Origin of the sequence: Acinetobacter sp. V110_1, assembly GCF_031798975.1 — a bacterium.
Classification (GTDB): Bacteria; Pseudomonadota; Gammaproteobacteria; order Pseudomonadales; family Moraxellaceae; genus Acinetobacter; species Acinetobacter nosocomialis_A.
Genome location: NZ_JAVQNN010000021.1, coordinates 33,561 through 59,394, shown reverse-complemented (window position 1 = coordinate 59,394; position 25,834 = coordinate 33,561). Strand labels below are relative to the sequence as shown.

Annotated in this window: 23 protein-coding genes; 14 read left to right on the top strand and 9 right to left on the bottom strand. The window is 38.7% G+C overall.

Translation table 11 applies throughout. The features are described 5' to 3' along the window. Positions 1 to 35 precede the first annotated feature (35 nt). Genes RMA95_RS08705 through RMA95_RS08695 form a run of 3 tightly spaced genes read right to left on the bottom strand, consistent with a single transcriptional unit; the run spans position 36 to position 3,419 of the window. Positions 36 to 1,169 carry an HlyD family secretion protein gene (locus RMA95_RS08705; protein WP_311070178.1) on the bottom strand — a complete coding sequence of 378 codons (1,134 nt, stop codon included), beginning with the start codon at positions 1,167 to 1,169 and terminating at the stop codon, positions 36 to 38. A gap of 40 nt (positions 1,170 to 1,209) precedes the next feature. Next, positions 1,210 to 2,853, bottom strand: a complete 1,644-nt coding sequence (locus RMA95_RS08700) for an MFS transporter (protein WP_311070177.1) — start codon at positions 2,851 to 2,853, stop codon at positions 1,210 to 1,212. After that, complete coding sequence (locus RMA95_RS08695) at positions 2,850 to 3,419, bottom strand: TetR/AcrR family transcriptional regulator (protein ID WP_068936156.1); 570 nt, start codon at positions 3,417 to 3,419, stop codon at positions 2,850 to 2,852. Before RMA95_RS08695 ends, RMA95_RS08700 begins: the two co-directional genes overlap by 4 nt. A gap of 180 nt (positions 3,420 to 3,599) precedes the next feature. On the opposite strand from RMA95_RS08695, the gene RMA95_RS08690 reads away from it, so the two are divergent. From RMA95_RS08690 to RMA95_RS08680, 3 genes are all read left to right on the top strand, one after another. Then, a complete protein-coding gene (locus tag RMA95_RS08690; RefSeq protein WP_004703462.1) occupies positions 3,600 to 4,223 on the top strand; it encodes a LysE family translocator in 624 nt (207 codons plus the stop codon). Positions 4,224 to 4,385: 162 nt separating this feature from the next. After that, positions 4,386 to 4,574, top strand: a complete 189-nt coding sequence (locus RMA95_RS08685) for an NF038215 family lipoprotein (protein WP_068936152.1) — start codon at positions 4,386 to 4,388, stop codon at positions 4,572 to 4,574. Continuing rightward, positions 4,555 to 4,890 carry a calcium-binding protein gene (locus tag RMA95_RS08680; protein ID WP_202733360.1) on the top strand — a complete coding sequence of 112 codons (336 nt, stop codon included), beginning with the start codon at positions 4,555 to 4,557 and terminating at the stop codon, positions 4,888 to 4,890. The genes RMA95_RS08685 and RMA95_RS08680 overlap by 20 nt, the downstream gene beginning before the upstream one ends. 84 nt (positions 4,891 to 4,974) lie before the next feature. Here RMA95_RS08680 and metG read toward each other — a convergent pair whose 3' ends face one another. Continuing rightward, positions 4,975 to 7,041 carry a methionine--tRNA ligase gene (metG, locus tag RMA95_RS08675; RefSeq protein ID WP_311070173.1) on the bottom strand — a complete coding sequence of 689 codons (2,067 nt, stop codon included), beginning with the start codon at positions 7,039 to 7,041 and terminating at the stop codon, positions 4,975 to 4,977. 286 nt (positions 7,042 to 7,327) lie between these two features. On the opposite strand from metG, the gene RMA95_RS08670 reads away from it, so the two are divergent. The 3 genes from RMA95_RS08670 to RMA95_RS08660 all read left to right on the top strand — a co-directional run bounded on the left by RMA95_RS08670 (position 7,328) and on the right by RMA95_RS08660 (position 10,220). Beyond that, the gene (locus RMA95_RS08670) at positions 7,328 to 7,828 is read left to right on the top strand and encodes a hypothetical protein (protein ID WP_311070172.1); all 501 of its coding nucleotides are present in this window, start codon (positions 7,328 to 7,330) and stop codon (positions 7,826 to 7,828) included. A gap of 147 nt (positions 7,829 to 7,975) precedes the next feature. Continuing rightward, on the top strand, positions 7,976 to 9,205 hold the full coding sequence (gene apbC, locus RMA95_RS08665; RefSeq protein WP_311070171.1) for an iron-sulfur cluster carrier protein ApbC: 1,230 nt from the start codon (positions 7,976 to 7,978) through the stop codon (positions 9,203 to 9,205). A gap of 142 nt (positions 9,206 to 9,347) precedes the next feature. Beyond that, positions 9,348 to 10,220 carry a 5'-methylthioadenosine/S-adenosylhomocysteine nucleosidase gene (locus RMA95_RS08660; RefSeq protein ID WP_311070170.1) on the top strand — a complete coding sequence of 291 codons (873 nt, stop codon included), beginning with the start codon at positions 9,348 to 9,350 and terminating at the stop codon, positions 10,218 to 10,220. 30 nt (positions 10,221 to 10,250) lie between these two features. On the opposite strand, the gene RMA95_RS08655 is transcribed toward RMA95_RS08660, so the two are convergent. Continuing rightward, positions 10,251 to 10,817 (bottom strand): DUF2062 domain-containing protein, encoded by a 567-nt coding sequence (locus RMA95_RS08655; protein WP_263613034.1) that lies wholly within the window; start codon positions 10,815 to 10,817, stop codon positions 10,251 to 10,253. A gap of 355 nt (positions 10,818 to 11,172) precedes the next feature. Here RMA95_RS08655 and RMA95_RS08650 point away from each other — a divergent pair, with 355 nt between their 5' ends. The 7 genes from RMA95_RS08650 (at position 11,173) to RMA95_RS08620 (ending at position 20,814) form a co-directional block, all read left to right on the top strand. Continuing rightward, entirely contained in the window at positions 11,173 to 11,766 is a 594-nt protein-coding gene (locus RMA95_RS08650) for a LysE family transporter (protein ID WP_263613035.1), read from the top strand. Between the two features lie 115 nt (positions 11,767 to 11,881). Continuing rightward, positions 11,882 to 12,451, top strand: a complete 570-nt coding sequence (dcd, locus tag RMA95_RS08645; RefSeq protein ID WP_002120290.1) for a dCTP deaminase — start codon at positions 11,882 to 11,884, stop codon at positions 12,449 to 12,451. 311 nt (positions 12,452 to 12,762) lie between these two features. Beyond that, a complete protein-coding gene (locus RMA95_RS08640; protein WP_004710349.1) occupies positions 12,763 to 14,241 on the top strand; it encodes a hypothetical protein in 1,479 nt (492 codons plus the stop codon). Between the two features lie 231 nt (positions 14,242 to 14,472). Continuing rightward, a complete protein-coding gene (locus RMA95_RS08635) occupies positions 14,473 to 16,515 on the top strand; it encodes a hypothetical protein (protein WP_311070168.1) in 2,043 nt (680 codons plus the stop codon). A 15-nt stretch (positions 16,516 to 16,530) separates the two neighbouring features. Then, on the top strand, positions 16,531 to 17,256 hold the full coding sequence (locus RMA95_RS08630) for a DUF6160 family protein (protein ID WP_263613037.1): 726 nt from the start codon (positions 16,531 to 16,533) through the stop codon (positions 17,254 to 17,256). A 32-nt stretch (positions 17,257 to 17,288) separates the two neighbouring features. Further along, positions 17,289 to 19,700 carry a DUF6160 family protein gene (locus tag RMA95_RS08625; RefSeq protein ID WP_311070167.1) on the top strand — a complete coding sequence of 804 codons (2,412 nt, stop codon included), beginning with the start codon at positions 17,289 to 17,291 and terminating at the stop codon, positions 19,698 to 19,700. 160 nt (positions 19,701 to 19,860) lie between these two features. Further along, the gene (locus RMA95_RS08620; protein WP_311070166.1) at positions 19,861 to 20,814 is read left to right on the top strand and encodes a DUF6160 family protein; all 954 of its coding nucleotides are present in this window, start codon (positions 19,861 to 19,863) and stop codon (positions 20,812 to 20,814) included. 77 nt (positions 20,815 to 20,891) lie between these two features. Here the strand turns inward: RMA95_RS08620 and RMA95_RS08615 are convergent, their stop codons facing one another. Together RMA95_RS08615 and RMA95_RS08610 are read right to left on the bottom strand one after the other, a co-directional pair. Next, the gene (locus RMA95_RS08615; RefSeq protein ID WP_311070165.1) at positions 20,892 to 21,836 is read right to left on the bottom strand and encodes a tRNA-dihydrouridine synthase; all 945 of its coding nucleotides are present in this window, start codon (positions 21,834 to 21,836) and stop codon (positions 20,892 to 20,894) included. Between the two features lie 84 nt (positions 21,837 to 21,920). Continuing rightward, complete coding sequence (locus RMA95_RS08610; RefSeq protein WP_000624644.1) at positions 21,921 to 22,730, bottom strand: inner membrane protein YpjD; 810 nt, start codon at positions 22,728 to 22,730, stop codon at positions 21,921 to 21,923. Positions 22,731 to 22,870: 140 nt separating this feature from the next. Here RMA95_RS08610 and ffh point away from each other — a divergent pair, with 140 nt between their 5' ends. Further along, a complete protein-coding gene (gene ffh / locus RMA95_RS08605) occupies positions 22,871 to 24,280 on the top strand; it encodes a signal recognition particle protein (protein WP_000460622.1) in 1,410 nt (469 codons plus the stop codon). Positions 24,281 to 24,329: 49 nt separating this feature from the next. Here ffh and RMA95_RS08600 read toward each other — a convergent pair whose 3' ends face one another. Together RMA95_RS08600 and RMA95_RS08595 are read right to left on the bottom strand one after the other, a co-directional pair. Continuing rightward, complete coding sequence (locus RMA95_RS08600) at positions 24,330 to 25,064, bottom strand: pantothenate kinase (RefSeq protein WP_311070164.1); 735 nt, start codon at positions 25,062 to 25,064, stop codon at positions 24,330 to 24,332. Positions 25,065 to 25,079: 15 nt separating this feature from the next. Further along, the gene (locus tag RMA95_RS08595; protein ID WP_004888550.1) at positions 25,080 to 25,832 is read right to left on the bottom strand and encodes a biotin--[acetyl-CoA-carboxylase] ligase; all 753 of its coding nucleotides are present in this window, start codon (positions 25,830 to 25,832) and stop codon (positions 25,080 to 25,082) included. Between the last annotated feature and the right edge of the window lie 2 nt (positions 25,833 to 25,834).

Here is a 25,834-nt window from a genome sequence, read left to right as displayed (position 1 = left end):
ATTGTAGCTTTTTAAAGAGAACTTTAAAAAGCTGATTAAGAACTTGTATCGACAGAAGTAATCACTGACATACCAGGGCGTAAGTGTTCCATTCCTTCCTGATTCGGGTCTATGGTGATGCGTACAGCTATGCGTTGCACAACTTTAGTAAAGTTGCCTGTCGCATTGTCTGGCTTTAACACACTGAACTCTGAACCTGCAGCAGGTGAGATTTGCTCAACATGGCCTGTAAATTTTTTGTGGTTCATGGCATCGACAGTAAACCATGCTTTTTGACCAATTCGCATATTGGCAATTTGAGTTTCTTTAAAGTTAGCAATCACCCAAGTTTGTTGTGGAATTAAGTAGAGTAACTGTGAGCCTGCTGCTACATATTGCCCAACACGAGGGTTTACTTCACCAAGTTGACCATCCATTGGAGCCACAATAACGCTATAGTCTTTGGTGGTTTGCGCTTGGTCTAACTGTGCTTTAGCACTTGAAACTTGTGCTTCTAAGCCAGCTTCTGCGACCTGTGCGGTTTTCAAAGCCTCTTTTGCAACTAAGACATTTGCTTCTGTTTGCTTCAGTGCTGCAAGGTTATTTTCAGCATCTGCCGCAGCTTTATCTTGCTCAGATTTAGAAGCTGCTCCACTATTTCCTAACTGTTGATAACGTCTAAGCTGTGCCAAAGAGAGTTCGTATTGAGCTTTCACTTGATCTACTTTGGCTTGCGCTGCAACAATATCAGCTTGTTTTTGAGCGATGGATTGGGTTTGGTTGGCTAAAGTATTTTTAGCTTGTTCAACTCCAGAAGCCGCTTGAGTTACTTTTTGGTCATAAGTAGTTGCATCAATATGCATGAGCACTTGACCCTTTTTAACGTGGTCAAAGTCCTTTACCAATACATCTTTAACATAGCCATTAATTTGTGATGATAAAACAGTGGTTTTACCTTTGACATAACTATTGTCAGTTTGTTGGACACTCGTGGCAAAAGGTCCGATTCTCCATGCCCATAAAATCACTAAAATACCGATAATAAGCACACCCAACATCCATAATAGTGTTGAGCGTTTTGTCGGAATCAGTTTACTTGCAGGTGCAGGTGCAGGTGCAGGTGCAGGTGTTGGCTCGTTGGCAGGTGCCTGAGCAGGTGTTTGTTCCGGTTTGTTTTGATCATCTGACATATATCAATCTCAATTTCTATTTCATCAATAACAAAAGCCTTTAAGGGCGGCTAATTCCTCTGCGTTGTAGATATTTACTACGCGCAATATTAAATCCACCCCATAAGAGCAGTGCGATAGCAAAAATACCGTTTAACGCAATAACATCATTGTAGGCACGCACTTGTGCTTCACGGGTAACCACTTGATTGAGTGTGCGCATGGCCTGAGTCGTTTGTAATGCTGGGTCATTTGTTGTGCTGGCTGCACTACGTTGATAGGTGGAGAGCCTCTGAGAAACTAACGGATCGGATTGTTCTAAATCTTTAATAATCTCGACTTGATAGTTTTGCGTGCGGTGTTGTTGATAGGTCGAGAAGAAAGAAGATCCGACCAGACCACCACAGGTTTGAGTTGCAGAGAACAGCACAATAAAAGTCACCACATACGAAGGACCTTTAGCCAAAGTTTGGGCAAAGCCAATAAGCAGTAACGGCCCAATAAATAAACCACCTGCGAAACCTACTAGGAATTGACTTGCAAAGAAGTTCACAGGTCGAACATCACTGGTTAAGTGATAATCTAGTCCACAGGCAACCAGAATTAAGAACTCTGCAAAAAGTAAGTGGAAGATAATTCGTTCACGTGAAAAAGTCAGTGCACTAAATAAGGTTCCACTTAAAATCCCGATGAAGATCACAACATAAAGCGGTACAAACTGATCAGGCCCCATTCCCATGGCTTTTAAGAAATTAACAGCAGCATAGCTTTGCTCAGACATTAGAAGTCGAATAGCAAAAGCACCAAAAATGAAACGCAAGGTCGAAGAAGCACCTAACCAGCGTGTCATAATTAATGGATTGGCACGATAGTGTTCATAGAGCAAACCAAGAACAACTAAGCTAAAGCCAGCAATTAATACATATGCCAACCATTCACTGTTAAACCACCATAAAATTGGGCCTTGTGTGAGCACAATACATAAGCATGCAAAACCGGGAGCCAGTAAAGCAAAGGTGAAGAAATCCTGCTTCTCAAAAACATAGATTCGTAAACTACGTGGTAATTTCAATGAAACAACCATCGCTAAACAACAAAGTGCTAAACCTAGCTCAAAGGTATATAGGACAGACCAACTGTCTGTACTGACAAGAAATGGAGAAATAATCCAAGCGAGGGGAACCCCTAATTGTTGGAAACCGAAGGCGATATATATACCTTTTGCCATGTCTGCTTTTTTAAAAGCCTGCATGGTGTAATACATACCTAAAGAGCTGAGAGGTGCTCCTGCCAAACCTGCCACAACCCTTGCGAATAGGGCCATTTCATAGGTATGCACAAAAATATGTAAAACCAGCACGGCAATAAAAATAACCAGCCCTATTTCCGAAAATACTCTTAAACCATACTGTTGTCGGGCTTTAAACAAAATCAGGTTTGAGCTGACATTTGCCATGACATAAGCCGCAGGGAGCCAAGCAGCTTCGGAAGGCGTCAGTCCATATTCACCTTGAATTAAAGGTAAATTTGCCGTAATAAAACCATTACTTAAGCTTGCCGAAAGGGCGATAAATAAACCAATAAAAAAGTAAATAAATCGCTTAGGTACAGAGTGAGCAATAGCTGCCGGTGAACCAGGTAGAGTCGGTTGCTCTTCTGGTGTCCAGTCGGGTGGTGTTTCTAAATAACGAGGCGTTTTACTCATTCTATCCCTCGAATTTTTTGTACTTGAATACCATGAATTAGTAATTCAATTGCTCGTTTTGCTAAGCGAGTTTGTTCTTCTGGCTCATGTCCTTGAAATGAAGAACCCAACATTGCAGTGATCATTGCATAATCATTGGCAGTGAGATCAGCTCGGCATAGTTTTTGTTCTATCGCATTTTCAATCAGTGGGTTAAGTGCATTATTTCGCCGTTCATAAATTTTTAACATAATTGGATCTTGTCGATCAATCACTCTCCAAAAATCTTGCAAAATTGCAAGTTTAGGAAGTTGTGCAATATGTCCTTCAATTAAACGAAATAAACCATCCTCGAATTGTTGAAAATGAGCAGCTTTTTGCTCTAGCTGTGTAATCGCGCGTTCTAAAAGCGCGCTAATTAAAGCTTTGCGGTCACAAAAGTTACGGTAAAAAGTTGCTCTGCCTACACCTGCATGGTCAATCACAACTTGTAAGGGGACATTAATGCCATGAATACGAAAACATTCTTCGGCTGCATTGAGTAATTCATCCCGATTATGGGCAGCAATTTTTTGACGTTTACTCATGTCATTGGTTTGGGAGTTCTAAAGACCGATATATTTAACGGACATTTTTGTCCGTTGTGAAGATATAAATTGTAAAAAACATGAAAATTCAATTTTCATCATTTATATGTTTTCCGTTTTTATATGTGTCATAAAAAGCTGTTAGAATACCGCGCAATTGCATGATGCTAGGTCAATACAATGTTTGAGTCCCTTATTCCTCTTTTTTCAATTGCGATGGCATTGATGCTTGGAGCAATAAGCCCTGGGCCGAGTTTTATTTATGTAGCGCAAAATTCAATTTCTAAATCACGTAAACATGGTTTATTTACAGCTTTAGGTACAGGTACAGGCGCAGCTCTTTTTGGTTTTCTAGCTGTTATGGGGTTGCAGGCAGTTTTATTAGCAGTACCTTCAGCATATTTAATCTTAAAAATTGGTGGTGGGCTGTATTTGCTTTGGCTGGCTTTTAAAATTATTAAACACGCTAAAGAACCAATTGCCATGGAAAATGATGGCAAATCAAAAATGACCTATAAACAGGCATATCGTTATGGCCTGATTACCCAGTTAAGCAACCCGAAAATTGCAGTCGTTCTAGCGAGCGTATTTACTGCTTTATTGCCAAAAGAAATTCCAAATTACTACTACGTTGCATTGCCAGTGATTTGTTTTATGATCGATGCAGGGTGGTATTCATGTGTTGCAATGCTGCTCTCTTCAGAGAAGCCTAGAACAATGTACTTAAAAGCAAAAACTGGCGTTGACCGAGTAGCTGGAAGCATTGTGAGTGTATTAGGTTTAAAATTAATTTTCTTCAAATGATAAGCCTTTAATTAAAATATCTAAAAAATCCAAAGCCAGCTATTTATAGTCTAGCTTTATTTTTGAGTAAAATATATACAAATTGAAATATCTTTTTTAGTACTTAAACATTTAAAAAGTGGTAACTTAATAAATAAAACAAAAAGAAATGAGGGTCACGTTATGAAAAAACTAATGGTGAGCATTTCTGTAGTTTTTCTCATCTTAACTACAGGATGTGAGATGAGAACCATGAGCAAGCAACAGCCAGCAAATGAGCGAACTATGAGCATTGTTGGTACACCTGTTCATGAAAAAGATTACAAAATTTCTGATTTACAAGCCAATAATCATGAGCAATCCAACTATTAAGTTACTCACAGCTTGCATCACTTACTGCATTTTAAATGTAGTAAGTGCATGTGAGCCTGCATCTTTGGATTGGAAGCTTTTTCAGGAAAAATATGATGTAAATCATGATGGCTTATACAGCTTAAAAGAGTTTCAACAGGTACAAGATTTCTATCCTTATCGTTGGCCTACTGATAAGCGTTTTCAGGGAGAGAATAAGCAAACAGAGCTATTTCATTATTTAGATAAAAATAAGAATGGCTATTTAACCAATGAGGAGTTGGGGAATATACACGTTTTACTTAGTAACCCTTGTGAAGGGCGGCCGTGGTCATAATTTAAATCTTCTTATAGATGTTCTTTGAAAATTTATAGTTAAAAAAAGCTCCCAATTTAGGGAGCTTTTTTATATGAAGGTGGACTAAGAAACTTTATCACCAGGTTTCGCACCGCTATCTGGTGAAATAATGAAAATACCTTCACCATTTCCGGCAGCAAGTACCATACCATTTGAAATACCAAAACGCATTTTACGTGGTGCAAGATTCGCAACCATAACAACCAATTTACCTTTTAGGTCTTCTGGTGCATATTGACTACGAATACCACTAAATACGTTACGTGGTTCAGCTTCACCTACGTCTAACGTCAATTGAAGTAATTTATCTGAACCTTCAACTGTACCTGCTTCAAGTACTTGAGCAACACGTAAGTCAACTTTTAAGAAATCTTCAATACCGATAATTTCAGCTTCACCCACTGCCGGAGTAGGCACTGCTTTTTTCTCGGCAGATTTCTCTTTTTTCGTTGCCGCTTTTGTTGCTTCTGGAGCAGGAGCACCTAAAGACTCTTTAGAAGCATCAACCATAGCTGCAACAGCTTTTGGATCAACACGTTGCATAAGTGGCTGGAACTGCGCAATCTCATGGCTTACAAGAATTTGTTTGCGTGACTCGAAATCGAAGCTTTCAAGTTTTAAGAAATCTTGAACTTGTTGAGCTAAAGTTGGCAGAACTGGAGCCAAGTACACCGCTAATTGACGGAATAAGTTGATACCCACAGAACATACATCAAGAACTTGTTGCTCTTGACCTTCTTGTTTAGCAAGAGCCCAAGGTTTCTTCTCATCAATATATTGGTTTGCACGGTCAGCAAGCGCCATAATTTCACGGATCGCCGTTGAGAATTCACGTGCTTCATATGCTTTAGCAATTGAATCTCCTGCATCAATAAAGCTTTGTACTAACTCAGATTCTGCACATTCAGCAGATAAAGTATTGTTAAAGCTGCTATTGACGAATTTTGCACAGCGGCTAGCAATATTCACGACTTTACCGACTAAATCTGAGTTTACTTTTTGAACAAAGTCATCAAGGTTCAAGTCAGAATCTTCAACTTTATCTGAAAGCTTAGAAGCAAAGTAGTAACGTAAATACTCTGGATTTAAATGCTGTAAATACGTCTCTGCTTTAATGAAAGTACCGCGTGACTTAGACATTTTTTGTCCATTTACAGTCAAGAAACCATTTACAAACAAACCTGTTGGGGTGCGGTAGTTCGCACCTTCAAGCATTGCAGGCCAGAACAAAGCATGGAAATAAACAATGTCTTTACCAATAAAATGATAAACATCGTTTTGGCTGTCTTTTTTCCAGAAATCGTCAAAGTTTAAATCTGGACGTTTAGTTTTGATGTAGTTTTCAAAACTAGACATATAACCAATTGGGGCATCTACCCACACGTAGAAATATTTATTTGGTTCATCTGGAATTTCAAAGCCAAAATATGGTGCATCACGAGAAATATCCCAGTCTGCTAAACCAGCTTCAAACCATTCATCTAACTTGTTCGCAATTGAAAGAGGTAAACGACCTTCATCACGCGTCCATTTCTGTAAATATTCAGAGAAGTTTGGAAGCTTGAAGAAATAGTGATCTGATGATTTTTCAACTGGTGTTGCACCACTTAAAGTTGAACGTGGGTTAAGTAACTCGGTCGCATTATAAGTTGTACCACACACTTCACATGAGTCGCCGTATTGATCTTCTGATTTACATTTCGGGCATGTGCCTTTAATGAAACGGTCAGACAAGAACATACCTTTTTCTGGGTCAAATAATTGAGTTACAGGGCGAACTGCAATATTTCCAGCTTCACGGTTTTTAATGTAGATATCTGTTGAGCGTGCTTTGTTTGCATCGCTATGTGTTGAATCGTAATGATCGAAATGTACGCCAAAACCGTCAAAATCACGAATGTGCTCTTTTTGAACATTCGCAATTTGCTCTTCTGGGCTAATACCATTCGCTTCGGCACGTAGCATAATCGCTGTACCGTGAGCATCATCCGCACATACATAAGTCACATCATGACCCATTGCTCGCATGGCACGAACCCAGATATCTGCCTGGATGTAACCGAGTAAATGACCCATATGAATTGGACCATTCGCATAAGGGAGGGCATTGGTGACTAAAATTTTACGCACGGATCTCATTCTCTCATTCGTATTTATAAGGTGGAAGATTTTAACTGATGCAGGGAGATAAGCAAAGATTAATAATCTTTAGCTAAGCATAAGAGGCATCTATAAAAATGGATGTGAAGTCAAAAGCTGTTTCTCTTTAGAACAGATAAACAAATCAAAAAATATTTGAATCTTCCTGTATTGTCTTTGTTTCAAATTGCAGTTACGGTCAGAAAATAAACCATAACGATGTATAACTAATAACTTATTCAGGTAATTTTTTTAATTAACGATGAGGATAACAACGATGACTACTGAAAATAAATTAGACGAATTAAAGGCAAAAGCGGCAGATGTAAAAGTACAAGGCGAAAAAGCTTTGGACGATTTAAAAGAAAATGTAAAAGAGAAACAGGCTGCTGGTAAAGAAGCAGTTGAAAATACAGTAGATGAGTTAAAGGCAAAAGCAGCAGACGCAAAAGCACAGGGCGAAAAAGCCTTGGATGATTTGAAGGACAATGTAAAAGAGAAACAAGCTGCTGCAAAAGAAGCAGTTGAAGATAAAGCCAGTGATTTGAAAGGTAAACTTGAGAATGCTCAGCATACCTTGCAAGATAAGTTCGATCATTTACGGACAGAAGCGGGTCATAAACTTGATGATGCCAAAGCCAAAGCAGTAGAGTTAAAAGATGAGGCTGCAACAAAATTTGATGAGTTAAAAACGCAAGCAACTGCGAAATTTGATGAGTTGAAGAAAACAGCAACAGATAAGTTAAATAAATTGAAGCACCATGATTCTGATGAATAAGTTTATTTAAACTAAAATCTGCACTCCTTACCTAAAAGATGGAAGCTTGAAAATTAGCAATTCTTCATCCTAAGGTGAGCGAGTGCGGATCAATACTGTTACACTATCTCCATTAAGCTGTAATGATCTGTTTTTGGAGTAAACAATATGTCTTGGCTTTCTTCATTAAAGTCTGTTTTTTCACCCGCACAAGAAGTGAAAGAAGATGAAATCCAAACGGTACTCCAAAATTATTTACTACCGCATTCCAAAGATGCTTTAAAAGAGCGCATTAGTCAGCTCCAAGTTGAGGGGCGTGTATTACAACTTACTATTAATACATTTCCTGATGAAAAAGAGTATTTGCAGCAAATTCACGATGATTTAGCTGGTGCATTAGAAAAGTGCGGTATTGAAGAACTGAACTTACATGTAGTTCAACAAAAGCGTCCTGCACCAGAAGGTTCAGGTCATGCTTGTTCATCTAAAGCACCGAAAGAAAATTCGAACTTACCTCCTGTGCTTGATGCCTCACCTAAATCTGAGCCAGATCCAAACAATCCACCGATTCAGAAAGCCGCTCCGCAGCAAAGAGATGTTCCGCTTCATCCTCGAATTAAGAACGTTATTTTAGTTTCATCTGGTAAAGGTGGGGTTGGTAAATCGACTACTACTGTCAATTTAGCACTTGCCTTACAAAAAATGGGACTTAAGGTAGGGGTGTTGGACGCTGATATTTATGGCCCAAGTATTCCAACCATGCTAGGTAATGCTGGCAAAACGCCTCTTATTGAAAGTGAAAACTTTGTACCTTTAGAGGCATACGGTATGGCTGTGCTTTCTATTGGACATTTAACAGGGGATAACAATACTCCTGTTGCATGGCGTGGACCAAAAGCAACTGGTGCTTTAATGCAATTGTTTAATCAAACGCTTTGGCCTGATCTAGATGTGCTCATGATTGATATGCCGCCGGGTACAGGCGATATTCAACTTACGCTTGCACAGCGTATTCCAGTGACTGGCTCAATCATTGTGACGACTCCGCAAAATGTTGCTTTGTTAGATGCCACCAAAGGAATTGAGTTGTTTAATAAAGTTGGCATACCAGTATTGGGTGTTGTTGAAAATATGTCGACTCATATTTGCTCTAACTGTGGGCATGAAGAACAAATTTTTGGTATTGGTGGCGGTGATAAGCTTTCCGAGCAATACCATATTCCATTATTAGGACGTTTACCTTTAAATGCTCAAATCCGTGAACATGCAGATCAGGGTAAACCGAGTGTTGTAGCAATGGATGACGCAGCTGATAGCTACATCGATATTGCTAAAGCAGTATGGCAACAGATTGAAAAAATCCCTCAACGCACGCGTGATGATAAACGAATCTTTTGATTCATCCGACCCGGCTTTAAGCCGGGTTTTTTATTATTTGGTTAAAAGAAAAATTTAAATCACTGAATCTAAATAACAAAGCTGAACTTGAAATTGGCATGTAGATTGCTACTTTACGCTTTTTAAAAGAAATAGGTGAGAAATGCAATTTAAATATACTTTTGGCGTCATCAGTTTATGTAGCGCTTTATTTTTGGTTGGATGTAACGACGACCATTCAACAGTGTCCCCAACAACGACAGTTGAAGAGCAAAAACAGAAATTACAGCCGATTATTATTCAAGGTGCCTTACCTGTAGAGTCAAAACAGATGGCTTCTAAATTACAGAATGTGACTGTTGAAACAATAGGTGGGTGGACTTTCTGGAAAGGAACTCACAATGGCTATCCAATGATTATTTCTAAAACCCGCATGGGTATGAGTAACTCTGCCGCTGCAACAGCTCTAGCCATTGAACGTTATAAACCGATTGCGATTATTAATCAGGGAACGGCAGGTGGTCATGACCCAGATCTACACGTTTACGATATTGTTTTAGGAAAATATGCTACCAATATTGGTGCGTTTAGAACGCCTAAGCAACCATTAGGAGCTGGATCAAATTCACTCACTTGGGTTGAAGCATTTGATGTATTGCCAACAGATGAATCAGACCCAGAACCTATTGCAATTCGCAAATTTGAAGGCGATAAAGAATTATTAATGGCGGCACATAAAGTTCGTTATGACAAAGGTGAAGTGGTCGAAGGGACGATTGGATCGGCAGATGTTTGGAATAATGAGCTTGATCGTATTCAATTTTTCCATCAACGTTACGGTACCTCTGTTGAGGAAATGGAAGCAGCATCGGTTGCACAAATCGCAAGTCAGTTTAATGTTCCTTTTTTAGGAATTCGAATTTTATCTAATAATATTACCAATAATGGAGCGTATGACCCAGGTACTGGAGAGGCTTGCCAAGACTATGTGCTTAATGTCGCTGAAGAATATATGAAATCTAAACTATCAAAATAATAGTTTAACTATAGGCAAGAAGATGAATTCTTATAGAGCGTCTTCTTGTTTTTTATAACCAGCTCTACTTTTCCAATTTCGAATAACCATCCAACGCCAGAAAACTTCGGTCACTACATACAGTATGATTGCAAATACAAATGCTTCAACTATAAGCCCAGACATTAAAATTTTAGCGAGACTAAAATCTATATGCCCATGGCCAAAATGGGTAATCCACCTAGAAATCTGATGAAGTACGCCTAAGAGCATCTTTTTATTGATCATATGTACATGATAAATGTGCGAACCAAACCAGAAACCAGTATATAAAATGGGAACTAATGTGAGTGGGTTGCTGAGCCAAGCGAGCATTAGGCTAATAGGTAAATTTACTTCAAACAGCAATACCGCCATCACAATAAAAACACTATGAAAGGGAATAGGCAGTAAACCAAAAAACGTTCCTACAAAAACCGCTCTTGTAATCGATTTACGGTTGACATACCAAAGCACTGGATTAAGGGTTTTTTTCCCAAAAATCCTTAAAAATTTCATATTTGAAACTTTCTCTGGAGAAGGAAGCCAAGACTGAAAAAATTGCTTTGCCATAATCATAGGATAGTAGAGTCTGGTGACTCATATAAACACAAAAAAACAATATATTAATTGAAACTTATTAAAAGCTTAAAAATTAAACTTACTGCTGTAATAATTCATTATAGATCTTTTCGACCTAAAAATAGATTTAAAATAAAAATACTTATATTACTTAATACAATTTGGCACGAAAAGCGCGACAACTGACTCTAAAGTTTTTTAGCTTAAATTTTTTAAAAATTACGTATCTATTTGTTTATTTGTTATTTTTTAATTTTACTGATTAATATTTTAAAAAATTGTCTTACAATTAGATTTTGCCTTCCCAAAAGATATCTATTAATCTGAGATGACTACATTGTGAGGTCATTCAATGATTTCATGGCTATTTATTGGCTTAGTTGCCACAATTTTACTTACCCCAGGCCCAACCAATACTTTACTCGCATCGTCAGGAGTACAGGTAGGTCTTAAGAAGTCTGCGAAATTAATTCCGGCAGAAGTTCTTGGATATGTAATTTCTATTTCAGCTTGGGGCATGTTAATAGGGAAAGTTTCTGCAACGCTTCCTTTCTTACCTCCTATGCTTAAATTGCTAAGCGCTTGTTACATTATTTTTTTAGCAATTAAGTTATGGCACACAGCCAATCAGCAACTTGAGTTAGATCAGCCAACGATTCGCCCGCGTGAGTTGTTCTGTGCAACTTTACTTAACCCTAAAGCATTACTTTTTGCTTCAGCTATTTTCCCTGTTGCAGCATGGACTGATTTTCATATTTATCTCATTCATATGCTGGCTTATTTAGCGTTGATTACACCGATTGCGTTGTTCTGGATTTTCTTGGGTTCAATTTTGGCAGGCAATAAAGTACGTTGGTTAAATCAATCGAATTTACAAAAAACAGCCTCACTAGTTTTAGTTAGTTTCTCAATTCCGATTAGCTATTCTGCGTTATTAAACCTTTAAAAGTCCTGCTGAGCTATTCTTATCGAGAAGAGTAGCTCAAGCGTTGTTTTCATAATTGCTTTTTTACGTTAAAGTACGTCGCAATCAATGAAATTACCTTTTGGATAGAAAATACATGGCTATTAAGTCTGATCGTTGGATTCGCGAAATGAGCGAAAAACACGGCATGATTGAACCTTATGCAGAGAATCAAGTCCGTTTTGATAAGAATGGCGAAAAATTGATTTCCTACGGGGTCTCTAGCTATGGTTATGACGTACGCTGTGCCCGCGAATTTAAAGTTTTCACTAACGTACATTCTGCAATTGTTGATCCGAAAAATTTTGATGATAAAAGTTTTATCGACATTGAGTCTGATGTTTGTATTATTCCGCCAAACTCATTTGCTCTAGCGCGTACCATTGAATATTTCCGTATTCCGCGTAATGTTTTGACTGTATGCTTGGGTAAATCAACTTATGCGCGCTGCGGTATTATTGTAAATGTGACTCCTTTAGAACCAGAATGGGAAGGTCACGTTACTTTAGAGTTTTCAAATACGACGAACTTACCTGCACGTATTTATGCTGGTGAAGGTGTAGCACAAATGCTTTTCTTTGAAAGTGATGAAGTTTGTGAAACGTCTTATAAAGATCGTGGTGGTAAATACCAAGGACAAACTGGCGTTACGCTTCCTAAGACCTAAGTTGTTTTAAATTAGATTAAATTCTAAAAAATGGGTCACTTGAAGTGGCCCATTTTTGTTGAAAAATAAAGAAAGTGGCATTCATCGGAATATTTATAATTGAACGTTTTCTTTTGTAAAAAATGATATAAAATGATCAATAATTGATTTGTTTCTTTGAGTTGTATCACACAATTTAAATGGACTTAAATCATAAAAATCAGATATCGGCATTTCTTTGTTTTATTCAATTTAAGATTAGATTAAAGAAAGGAAAGCCAAATAAAAAGAAATTAAATTAGATTATGCCCCCAAGGATACGGAGGTCGGTCATGCGACAGTTTAAGTCTCTTCATTTAGCTATTCTAGCACTTGGAAGTTTATGCTTTTCTTCAGCTTATGCTACGTCTACCTTAGTTCCAATGTCTGATGCTGAACTATCTGCAACTCGTGGCCAAGCGTTAATGAGTATGTCTTATATTGCACCTACTGATTCGGCAAACTTGGAGAAACTACGCGATAACAGCAGTAATATTGGTTTTTATAAATTAGGAATGGAAGCCCAGTTAGAAATCAATACTAATATTAGAAAACTTCAGTTGGGCTGTGGTGGTGTAAATGGGGCTGGTGGTTGTGATATCGATATTGATAATTTAAGTTTAAGTGGACAAAATTTTGATACCAATGGGAACCCATTGCCCATGTCTAATGAAGATCGTGCCTCATCTTCTGCAGTATTAACGAATCCATTCATTGAATTTGCTGTTAAGAACCCAACCTCAGCTTCAACACGTGAAGTAGTTGGTTTAAGGCTAAGTGCTGAAAAATTTATTGGTTTATTAACGGCAGGTACTGAAAATACAACGACCCCGAATGGGATCAACTCCATTTCTGGTTATATGAAGGTTCAGTCTGACAGTAGTGGTTTGATTAAAGGTTATGCTACAACTTCGGCTACTCGAGATAATTTATATGGAGCAAATGCAGTAACAGGCCGATTGCAGGCTTTGGGGTTGGGTGGTGCTGCTGAGGTAAGTTTTATTACTTCTGATGGTGGATTTAATATTCCGGGTATTCAAAATAACTATTTTGAAATTGCGCCCATTCAAGTTAATGGTAATCGGGTTACCTCAAAAGTTTTATCTGCTCCAGTAAAAGTCCCTAATATTTATGTAGGACATAGCAGTTCTTATCCAGTGGATGGTACTGTGCAATATAATGCAGCAGGCCCACATGATCCAGCTTATCCTGAACCAACAGGCATTTACACTCAAGGCGGTAGAGTAGAAGCTACAGTAACAGACTGTAGCTTATTAGCATGTGTCATTGCGGGTAAAGGTGCTAAATTCCCGAATGTATATATGAATGGTACCATTTCAAATATTACTGCAAATTTAAATTTAACCCAGTCATTGGGTCTTATTCATAATTTACCAATTAACTCGCCAATGTATCTGGCACTGCAAAATCAAATGTTGCAGTGGCCTGGAGCAAAAGCAGATGACGTAGCCCAAAAGGGCTGGTGGATGTCTTTTGCAAATCCAGTTAATGTAGGTAACATCATTCCACAAGATGCAATTGATATTTCACCATTATTCCCGCAAATTTCAACTGCTGTTTCTGCATATTTACAAGCTAATCCTGCTCAAACTTCTGACTTGGGAGGTTTGTTAAAACTAGGGGATCTGGATGTAAATATTGGTACGATTGATTTAAAAAATAGCCCACTTACACTAAATTTAAGTAATTTACAGTTAACGAATCAAAACTTTAAACCAAACTGTCATGGTACGAATTTAACCTTTTGTTAATTGTAAGCAATTAGCTTGAGCTGATTTTCATTCATCGGAAAATTAGCTTTTTATGCGCTTTCTTTTGCATTTGTGCAAATATTCCGCATAATAGAAATGTGGAAAAGTTGGCAATATCTATTTAGATTTGCCTTCTGGTCTAAGGTGAAAAGGATATATTCACCTAGCATCAAGGATTGTTAAAGAAAAATAAATATGGTGCACGGCATCGTATAAAACAGGAAGGTCAAGATGACTACACTTAATTATACGGTAAGGTTTCAAAAAACCGTTTTGGCAAGTTTAATTGGTCTTTTCATAAGCCAATCGAGTTTCGCTCTTGAAGAACTTTCTGATGCCGGTTTAAGTGAAACTACTGGTGAAGGTATCGCTATTTTACCTCAAAATACTTATATGGTATTTCGTGGGGCAGGTGCGAACGAAACCGCAAGTCAAATTTTAACTGACCGTACTAAAGATACAGGTTATATCAATTATGTACCTGTTGGGCCGTTAAGTATGACGGCGGCAGATACCAATAAAAATGGTACGATTGATTCTGGTGACCGTGCAGTAGGTAAAGCTGATATTTTTCTTTATGGCTTAGCTCTTTCTAAATCTGATAACGATACTAATAGCCGTCTTGCATCTACCGATACTGCGGCCGCGATTTCGAGTTGGGGTACTGCTGTTAATCCATGGATATTCAAAGTAGCTACTCAGAACCTTGTACCTAATTTTAGTGCTGCTACATGTAGTGGCGCGAGTGATCCTTCTTGCCAAGTAACGTATTTAGCCTTAGAAGCACCTTTATATGAGGTAGGGACAAGAGATACGGCAGGGCTTGATGCATATAAACTTAAATTAGGTTTATGGTCAGATATCTTTGTTCGCAATCCAAATAAAATTAATGGTGCGACAGATCAGTTTAATTATGGCGACTCAAATGGTTTGATTGGTACAAGTACTGATGCAAGTCGTGCGAATCGGTTACGTTTACAAGGTATCTGGAATAATTTTAGTTTAAATGGTAGCCGTCTACAGCTCTTCCAAACTTTGGGAGGTGCGACATCCGCAAATGGATTGAGTCCATTTTATAATAATACTCTAGGCTTCGCAGGTGTTGTGCGTTTAAATAGTGGTGATGCCTCTAATTTGAGAGCAACAATTACTTCAAATACTCCAACAACGACAGTAGGTCCATGGGTAAATCGTTATAGTACTCAATATACTGGTGCGCCTAGCAATAGTTCACCAAGTTCAGATTGGTTATATCGTATTCGCAGCCAGACTACTACGGTTACTTCAACTGGATCATGGACTGCTCCAACAGATAGTGCAATGGATAATGTACTGCGGTTGAGTACTCGTGAATCTGGCACTGGGCAAGGTAATCTCATTACTCCTGCTATTAATGGTGGGCTTGCACCAACCTTCGATGCAAACGAAGGTTTATATCTTTATAATCCGAATATTAATCTTGTGTTAGGTTCTTTATACCAACCACTCGTTTTAAGCTCAGATGGTAAAAACTTTAGTTTAGAGCTTGCACGTATTCCGAATAAGCCAGAAATTTATAAGAAAATCTATACTGACTACACTGGAACAGATAGTACTTATCTTGGTTCTACCTGTAATGTTTATCAATGCGGTACCAATGTAACCTTAGGAGGTAAAACTTATCAAGGTTCTAGTGCAACGCATAGTAGTATCTCAATCGGTTCAACTGTTTATAACTCGACAAATAATACATTAGAAGCCTTTAAAGGGAACAATACTCAAGATGCAGTAGGTATTTCATTTGGGAAATTACCAACAGGAACGGTTGCTGCTGTAACACAAGTTAAAAATTTCTATCAATTACAAAATCAGGAACGACGTGGAGGCAGCTATAGTTGTGGATTTTTAAACTTAGGAACTTGTTATGACACATGGCAATACCGTACAGCATCAGGTTGGACGGGAAATGCTGGCTCAGGCTTAAGATTTGACTCTCAAGGAGCAAACTGGGCGAATATTGATAGTACCTCTTATTATAATCCGACGACTAACACAACAGGTTATACCACTACCGATGCAGGGAATGGGGCTCAGTTTGTAGTACCAAATGGTACACCTTTACCTGATGCACTTTACAATAATGGGCGTTGGTATACGACTACACCAAATGCAGATGTGAACACTTATAAATTATCAGGAGCACAAATTAGCTCTTCAATTAGTAATAATATGGGTTCAGCAGTCATTGATGGTGTTTTAATCCAACATTTAAAACTCACCACAAAAGGTCTATAAGAGGAGGATAATGCGATGAAAAAAATAACTGCTTTACTCCTTACTCTTTGTGCAACTGCGACTCATGCAGAATTACAAACTTTGGACAATGACGCTTTACAAGCCATTAATGGCCAAGCAGGTGCTGACTTGTCTTTAATGCTCAATTTAAACCAAACCAGTAACAGCATATTTGATAATGGTAGTGGTGGTGTCTGTGAAAACGTAGAGTTCTGTCATATTGGTTTAGCGATTAATAAACGTTTTGTGCAAGCAGATGCAACTAAGCCAAGTGGTTGGGCTGAAAATAGTGATAGTGGTAATAAGCTTTGGTTGGTGTTTAAAGGTGTACAAGGAACTTTAAACATTCAAAAAATGGGTTTGGATGGTGCTGATTTGAAGTATCTTGATAAATCTAATACCGAAATTATAAAACCTGCTATTCAACTTAGTTTTAGTGCAGCACAACCGATTTTAATTCGTAACTTTGGTTTTAATGCTTTATCCATTGAGCAAGATAACTTTACAAGTTCAACAACGACCCAAGGCTCAAGTACGAATATGTATGATTATGCATATTTCAAAAAACCAACGTATGCGGCGACCGCAAACAGTGCAACTCAGCAAGTGGCTACGGCGACACCTTCAGCCTACGACTATGGGCGTGAAACAGGTTTTATGGGTTTAATGATGAACGGCAACTTGGCTATTCAAGGAAAAGTCATGGTGTTTAGCTGTGATGGTAGCCATCCCCGTTGTTAATGGTTAATGTAGATTTCAAAGGAACTGAAGTGATGAACAAAAATAAAGAAAGTCACGGCTCAAAGTTTATTTTAAATACATTAACAGCCAGCATGTTGTTAGTGAGTGGACAAGTTTTTGCTTTAGAAGCTTTAACCGATGCCGATTTGAGTGCAGTCAATGGTCAAGATGGGATCTCGATTCAAACGACTTTCAATGAGATCAATGTTGATAATGCTTACTGGGATGACCATGCAGGCACGCCAACAAGTGCTGATCAAGTTTTAAGAGCTCAAGCGAGTGGTGTAAAAATACAAAAAAGTAATGCATCTACACAAGCTTTAGGAACGAACTACCGTTTAGATGTGGGAAGTAATACGACTACAGGTAAAGCTGGGGTCGATTTTTCTATGCAAAGCAGTCCATCTCTCATTACGGTAAATAGCGTTAAGGTTTGTAATAGTTCCGCTACATGCTCACCTACATTAGGGCAGTTGGCTATCCAAACAACTTCACCTTTAAATTTAGCATTGACTACTCAAGACGGTTTATTTAGCCCAAATAGCCAGTCAAATATGACATTGGGTATAAATAACGCAAATATTTATTTAGGACAGTTAGATGCTCGTAGTCAGCTCAACCAACTAATTTTAAAGAATTTTAACTTTAATTTTGTGGGTAAAGGGGTCATGTTTATTGACCCTATCCGTGGTGTGGTTTTACAAACGAATACTGGAACAAATGTGGCTGCGGTTGGGCAAACCCCAAATAGTACTTATGGCTATGTCGATTTTAATCGGGTCGCTGATTCAGCTTCTGGTTTAACAGCGGGTACTTATGTTGATAGCAATGGTAAAGTGACTAATTCGGGTCTAAACATTGAAGTAATGCTTAGTTCCAATGTAGATAAAACCAATCCTTATGGGTTGGATGCGACCAATACACCGCAAAATTCAAAAGGTTTAATCCGACTTGGTGCAAGCGGACGTATGGTAAATAGTTATTTACAAGTCCGTGGTATGGATGGCTCTTCGGACACGACAACCTTAGGTACAGCAAATACTGCCTCAGGCACCACCTCAAGTAATAGTATTTTGGGTAATACGGGAATTGCCTTTCGTATGAAAGGTGAGTTCACTAAAGATAACGATTCTATGCTAGGCGCCGATGGCAAAGCCACGACTTTAGAAATTGGTGGGGCAGGGCTGAACGCCTATGGTTTCGAGTTTGGTAATTTAACTGGGTTGAACTCAGCTACGCGTGGTTATTTTGATAGCGGAAATATTTATTTAAATCTTGCCGATACAAAAACCTTATTAATGCCAAATAACGCGACATTAAATAGTATTCGTTTAGGATCTGGTACTTTAACAACCGCTGCCGATTATCAACATAATATTCACCGTGATACGGTGACTAATCCATTTAGTCTAATTCTTGCGATGCGTGGAGCAGAGTTTCAAGCATTTTCAAGACGAGGCCGTTTTACCACAAGTGCGAATGTCGCTGCTGCTAATCAATTTGCAGATAATGGTTTGAGTAACCAGTGGGGTTTGGCGTTACCTTTTTATAATTTAAATGCCAATGCTGCAGTTTATGGGGTAGATGCACCTGCGAATAGCGCTTTTTACTATACAAAAGATGCTAATGGTAGACCCGTTCAGAATGCTGTAGGTACCTCAGGAACGACTTCGCGTTTAGGATTTGGTGTCGCTGTTGGCACAACAGGGCGTGATGCAGGCGGTACAAAAACAACTTCAATTTTATTAATTGATGGTTCTCCAAATGCCAATAATGCGGGTAATCCTACCGACTATTACATGGGCTTACGTAATATCGATATGTTCCTCAAAGGTAATGGCACTATCGGTTTAGAAAATGGCAGTTTAAATATCGGTTTAAAAGATATGTTACTTGCCTTATCAACTGAAATTGCAGCGGGTTATTTACCTGGCGCTAAATATAAAACTTGTCCGGCAACAGGATCTTGTACTTCACCAATTGATAACTTTGCCAGAAATAATGACGTTTTATTTGGTCTTAAACTACGCTTAGGCGGTGATTTAAATTTATCGATTGTACCTAATAGTTCAATTGCTGATGGTAGTGCGCTCACTGTTTTGGGTGATTTTACAATGCCTGCTACAGCAACTGGAAACTCAGTCCAAATTAGTGATCCGATTGATGGCTCTGCAATTGGTTTTGAGAATATGACTGGTAAGCTTGCGTTTAACACGGCATTAGTTGTTGGAAAAGACAGCGCGAGTGGATTAGGTAAGGTTGGTGTAAATACCGCAGTGTATTTTAACCCTGATAAGAATATTGATGGTGCCTTACGAGTTAAAGATATTAATTTCTATCCACCTTCAACAGGGGCAGGCGCACGTTTAGGTGAACTTGCAATTACTGGTGGACGTTTAAATAGTAGCTTCAGTATTGTGCCGAGAAATGGTGCTTTTAACTAATAAAGAAAAGTGGCGATATCGCCACTTTTGATAAAAAATTTATTTTGAATGTGATTGGATTTGCATTCGTCGGGTTATAGGGATAATTATTTTGTACTCATCTATTATTCTGATAATCTGAACAAATAATAAACGTTTGTCTCTTAAGGATTAGAGCAACATGAAAAATAAAAATATAGTCTGCTGGTTATTATTTGCCAGTAGTTCAAGTGTTTTTGCGATGCAACCATTAGATGATCAAAGTCTTTCAGCAACGACGGGTCAAAATGGTTTAACGCTAGGCATTCAGGCCGATAAAGTTAAATTTAATCAAGTCGCCTTGATTGATACCAATGGTATTGCCTCTACCTCTTACAATAGTAAAGCAGGTCTCGTCATTGCGGGGAACTCTACTAATCCTGTTCCAAGCATAGAATTTATTAAAGCAACTGTATCGACCAATCCTTCTTTTAATATTGCTATTGATACCGATGCAGGTGCGGGTAAGCCTTTTGTGAATTTAGCTGTCACGATGGGTAGTGATGTAAATGGGATTCGACTTACACCGTTTTCAGTTTATTTGGCACCTAATACTTCAGTCTCCAGCCCTTCTGATTATGCGGTGACTAGTTATGCACCAAAATCAATTTTCAGTTCGGGAACAACAGTAAATACAGGAGTGAAAGAGCTGATTCGCTCTACTGGAAATTTGGATATTAACTTTGTACAGACCAATAAACCTCGCTTAAACATTCAATTGGGACATGCTGCCCAGTCTGTGATGGTCAAATTTGGTGGAGCACTTCAATCTATTTGTTCTGCCGCTGCGGGTTGTCCAATTACGTTAGTGTCTGATACTACAGGTGCTTCATTTGGATTTAAATTTGCAGGAACAAATGCAGCTACAGGTTTTCTTCTTGATGGGTTTTATGCCGGGGTCGATCCAACAGGATTAACTTTTGGTAATACAGGTGCATCTAGTAAATTTGATGCATCGCTTAACAATGTCACTTTAGGAAATTTAGCAACACAAAGTACAACAACTTTTAATAATTTACCTAACGGGTCTATGGGGAGTTTTGGAGTTACAGGCGCTTCAGTGACTGACTTTAAAATGAAAGTAAGCGGTTTTTAAAAAATAATTACTTAACCTGAAATACCAAAAGAGGGTGGCTATATCAACAGTCACCCTCTTTTATAAATTTAAAGTAATTAGCTATGTGATGAGCTAGTTTGTTCTAATTGATGAACAATTTCATCCAAAGCTTTAATACGTTTTACTTGATCCCATAGATCTTTCGCTTGTGGATAGGCTTTAGTCATCATTCCTAACCATTGCTTATAACGACCCACCATACCAATTTCTGTTTTTGCCTGACCATTTAAAAAACGGATTTGTAAGTCAACCAGTTGCTCCCAACTAAATAACGCTTCATCCATGTTTTGGCGAATGCATTGTGTTAAATCAGGAGTCGTTACAGCACCGCGACCAATCATTAAATCTTCACAACCAGATTGCTGTCGGCAGGCCTTTGCATCTGCATTGTTCCAGATTTCGCCGTTAGCAATGACATTAATTTTTAAAGCTTCTTTGATTGGTAGAATTTTTTCCCAATAAGCTGGTGGTGTATAACCATCTGCTTTAGTTCGCGCATGTACTGTTAGCCAGCTTGCGCCAGCATCTTCAACCGCATGGGCATTTTCCATGGTGTGGTTTTCATCGAGATAACCTAAACGCATTTTTGCTGAAACAGGAATATGTGCAGGTACTGCATCGCGGACAGCTTTAATCAGCATATGTACCACGTCTGGTTCATCAAGAAGTACGGAACCACCTCGGTGTCGATTTACGGTTTTGGCAGGACAACCAAAATTAAGATCGATCGCAGGAGCACCTAGTTCAACAACTTTTGCTGCATTTGCTGCCAGCATATCTGGATTATTTCCTAAGAACTGCACATGAACAGGTGTACCTGCTGTTGTTTTACCGTCGTTCTTTAACTCAGGGCAAAAACTATAATAGATATGGTCTGGTAAAATACTGTCTGTAACTCGAATAAACTCGGTTACACACCAGTCGAAATCACCAACAGATGTGAGAGTATCCCGCATGATCGGGTCAGTTAAACCTTCCATTGGAGCGAGTATGAGTTTCACAGTCTGTGCCACCTGATTAAAACAAAAACAGCGTTATACGGGATATGTATAACGCTGTCTAGTAGTGCTGAAATTTTAATTGTTTTATCGGCCTAATATCATTTCAAGTACAAATTTACTGCCAATAAAACCAATTGCTAAAAGTGCAAAACCAATTAGCGTAAAGCGAATTGCTTTTTGTCCTCGCCATCCGAGTTTGTAGTGTCCAATCAGTAATGATCCATAAATAATCCATGAAATAATACTAAATACGGTTTTATGAGCGAGATGCTGAGCAAAGAAGCTATCAACTGTTAAGAAGCCAAATGCAAGAGCAATGGTTAATAAAATAAAACCAGTAATGATTAAGTCAAATAACAATGACTCCATGGCCTGAATAGGCGGGAGTAAGTTGACCCAAAAACGTTTTTTTTGTTTCTTTTTGAGTTCACGATTTTGGAACCATATCAAGATGGCATGTATGGTTGCCATGAGTAGAACTGCATAGGCAGAAAGTGAAAGAATAATATGAGTATCTAGGCCTAACGAATGCTGCTCAATAAACTGATTTGGTTTACTAAATGCAAAACCTAAAATAAGGCCAATAGCCGCTACAGGAATACCAAGTAAGTTTAAAGGTACAATTGGACGAAAAGTACTAAAAATTAAACTTAACAACAACATAAGCCATGATGTAAAAGAGACTAAATTAAAAACATCATAGTTAATTCCTAAAGGCGTCAGCATGGCATGGCATAAAACTGTGCCGTGCAGTAGCAGTGCCAAGGTCGTAACAAGAGCAAATAACCATGGGTTTGGTTCACGTTTTGACATTAAACGTATGAACAGATACCAGAAAGAAGTGGTATATGCGATGAGTGCCAAAATTGTGTAAACCAAGGGGAGGCTAATCATGTCAAACCTTTTTCAGGATTAATTCATCTAGATAAGATATAAATTCGCTGCGAACTAAAGTATCCTATAGCATTCTATGCATAAATTTTCTATTTCGAGAAAGATTTTTTTGCAACTAGCCATTTTAAGCGGATTTTGCAATGTTTGATACCTTAACAGAACGACTCACGCAGAGTTTAAGAAATGTTACTGGCTCAGGGCAGCTGACCGAAGACAATATTAAAGATACCTTACGTGAAGTACGTATGGCTCTTCTTGAAGCCGATGTCGCGTTACCTGTAACTCGTGAATTTATCGCGAAAGTTAAGGAAGAGGCATTGGGCCAAGAAGTGATGACCCAGTTATCTCCAGGCCAGGCATTTGTAAAAATTGTCTATGACGAACTCACCAAGATGATGGGTGAGGCAAATGAAACACTGGATTTAAGTGCTAAGCCTCCAGTTGTTGTATTGCTTGCTGGTTTACAAGGTGCAGGTAAAACTACAACTGCTGCCAAGCTGGCACGTTTCTTAAAAGAACGTCAAAAGAAAAAAGTAATGACCGTTTCTGCCGACGTTTACCGTCCGGCAGCGATCAAACAGTTAGAAACTGTATCAGCAGAAGTTGGTGCAGGCTTTATTCCATCAGATCCATCTGAAAAGCCAATTGATATTGTTAATCGTGCAATTGAGCAGGCAAAAATCCAGTTTGCTGATGTGTTGATTGTCGATACAGCGGGTCGTTTGCATGTCGATGAAGACATGATGGACGAAATTAAAGAGTTACATGCAGCAGTTAAGCCAACTGAAACTCTGTTCGTGGTTGATGCCATGACAGGTCAGGATGCTGCAAATACTGCTAAAGCCTTTAATGATGCATTAGCACTTACAGGTGTGATTCTTACTAAAACTGATGGTGATGCGCGTGGTGGTGCGGCACTTTCTGTACGTGCGATTACCGGTAAGCCAATCAAGTTCTTAGGTATGGGCGAAAAGCTTGATGCCTTAGAGCCATTCCATCCGGACCGTGTTGCTCAACGTATTTTAGGTATGGGTGACGTACTTTCTTTAGTCGAAGAAGTTGAACGTAAAATCGACAAAGAAAAAGCCGAGAAAATGGCGAAAAAATTGCAAAAAGGCGGTAGCTTCAACTTTGAAGATATGCTGATGCAATTTGAACAAATGAAAAAAATGGGCGGCATGATGGGCTTCTTAGACAAGTTGCCTGGCATGAGCGGTGCAGGAATTCAGCAAGCGATTGAGCAAGCGAACCCTGAAAAACAAGTCAAAAAGATGGAAGCTATTATCCAGTCAATGACTGTTAAAGAACGCCGTAACCCAGACCTGATGAACCCAAGTCGTAAAAAACGTATTGCGGCAGGTTGTGGTATGGATGTTGCTGAAGTGAATAAACTCATTAAGCAACAAGCGCAAATGGCTAAAATGATGAAGAAGTTTGCGAATCCATCTGGTATGAGCAAAATGATGCGTTCATTAGGCAATATGCAAAAACAATTTGGCGGTGGCGGCGGTATGGGACCACTATTTGGTAACAACGACCAAAAGAAATAAAACCATAAAATAAAAGGCGCCTAAAGCGCCTTTTATTTTGTTCTGTATTTTAGTCTTTAGGGTAATGGGCAATATATTGTTGTAATCCTTTAAGCAAAAGATCTTTTTCAACAGTTGGTTGGTACTTCTGTAGAAATTTAGCAAAAAGAGGAGCATCTCCACCTGTGAGGAGCAGCTTTTTAGGAGATTGCTGCATGATGCTTTCAATTGTACTAATCAGGCCTAACAAAATACCGTGGTGTACTGCATCGACTGTGTTATTACCTGGGTTCAGATTATCAAAAGCTGAATCTGGAATTTTAATACCTTTAGTATTTTGAATCAGCGCATCACGCTGCAAATAAAGGTTTGGCAGAATATAACCGCCTAAATGCTGTTTGCCCTTGGTTAAATCAATCGTGAGCGCTGTTCCGCAACCAATAATGCAATAATTTGCTTGTTCCTCTGCAACTGCAAGTACTTGTAACCAGCGGTCAATCCCGAGCTGACTCGGTACTTCATAGCCACATTGTAGGCCTGCATATTCCGAATGGACTTTGGCAAAAACAACAGGGATTTCAAGCCATTTTAAAATCTGCTGAATACGTTGGTTGTTTTCAGTATCGAGTACTGAAGAAATCCCAATGCGATGCAGACCTTGATGTTTAAAGTGTTGGATTAATCCAAGTAATAAATCGGCAGGTGACTGCAAATGTAACTCAGCTGCATGTTCAATAATTTGCTGATTTTCAGTAATCCAGTATTTTAAACGGGTGTTTCCGATATCAAGCCATAAACTTTTCATGGGGAAAATACCTGATTACTGAGTTGATTGTGGTCTTAAACGACCTTGATAAAACTGCTGTGGTTCTGGAGTTTCAAGAATTACTGCACCTTCATTAGATATTCCAACAAAACGCCCATGAACCAGTCCCTGACTATGTTCGAATTGAACTAACTGATTCAACCAAGCTGCATGATGGTTAAAACGACCTGCTAAGTTATAACAACCATGATCAAACCAGCGAGCTGCATTTTGAATTGCAACGTAGAGTTCTGAGATGAGTTCAAGACGACTCATTTGTTCTAGACCTAAATCTTCTAAAGAGGTGATTGGCTGGTCACTATCAGTCACTGGTGGTGTTTTTAAATTAATCCCTACGCCTACAATAGCCTGATGCTGAGAAAGTGGTTCGACCAAAATTCCCCCCCATTTCCCATGCGCACTATACAAATCATTTGGCCATTTCACTTGCAAGCTCAAAGCTTGCAACTGCGGGATTTGCAAAATATTTAGAGCAACTTCAAGTGCTAAGCGACCATCTAAGGGTGTTCGAGTTTGCACCAATGTGCTTAAATAAATGTTTCCTTCAGGTGAAATCCACTGCCGTTGATGTTGACCTCGCCCTTGAGTTTGTTGAGCACTGCAAACCAAGCCTGTTGTAATGCCTTTTTGGGCAATTTCACGAATATCATCATTGGTCGAAGTTGTGGTTGCTTTTAATAAAACCACTTCTGGAAGCTGGTTTTTTGCGCTTAAAAGTTGTTGTAGTTGGCGAGTCTCTAAATCCATGT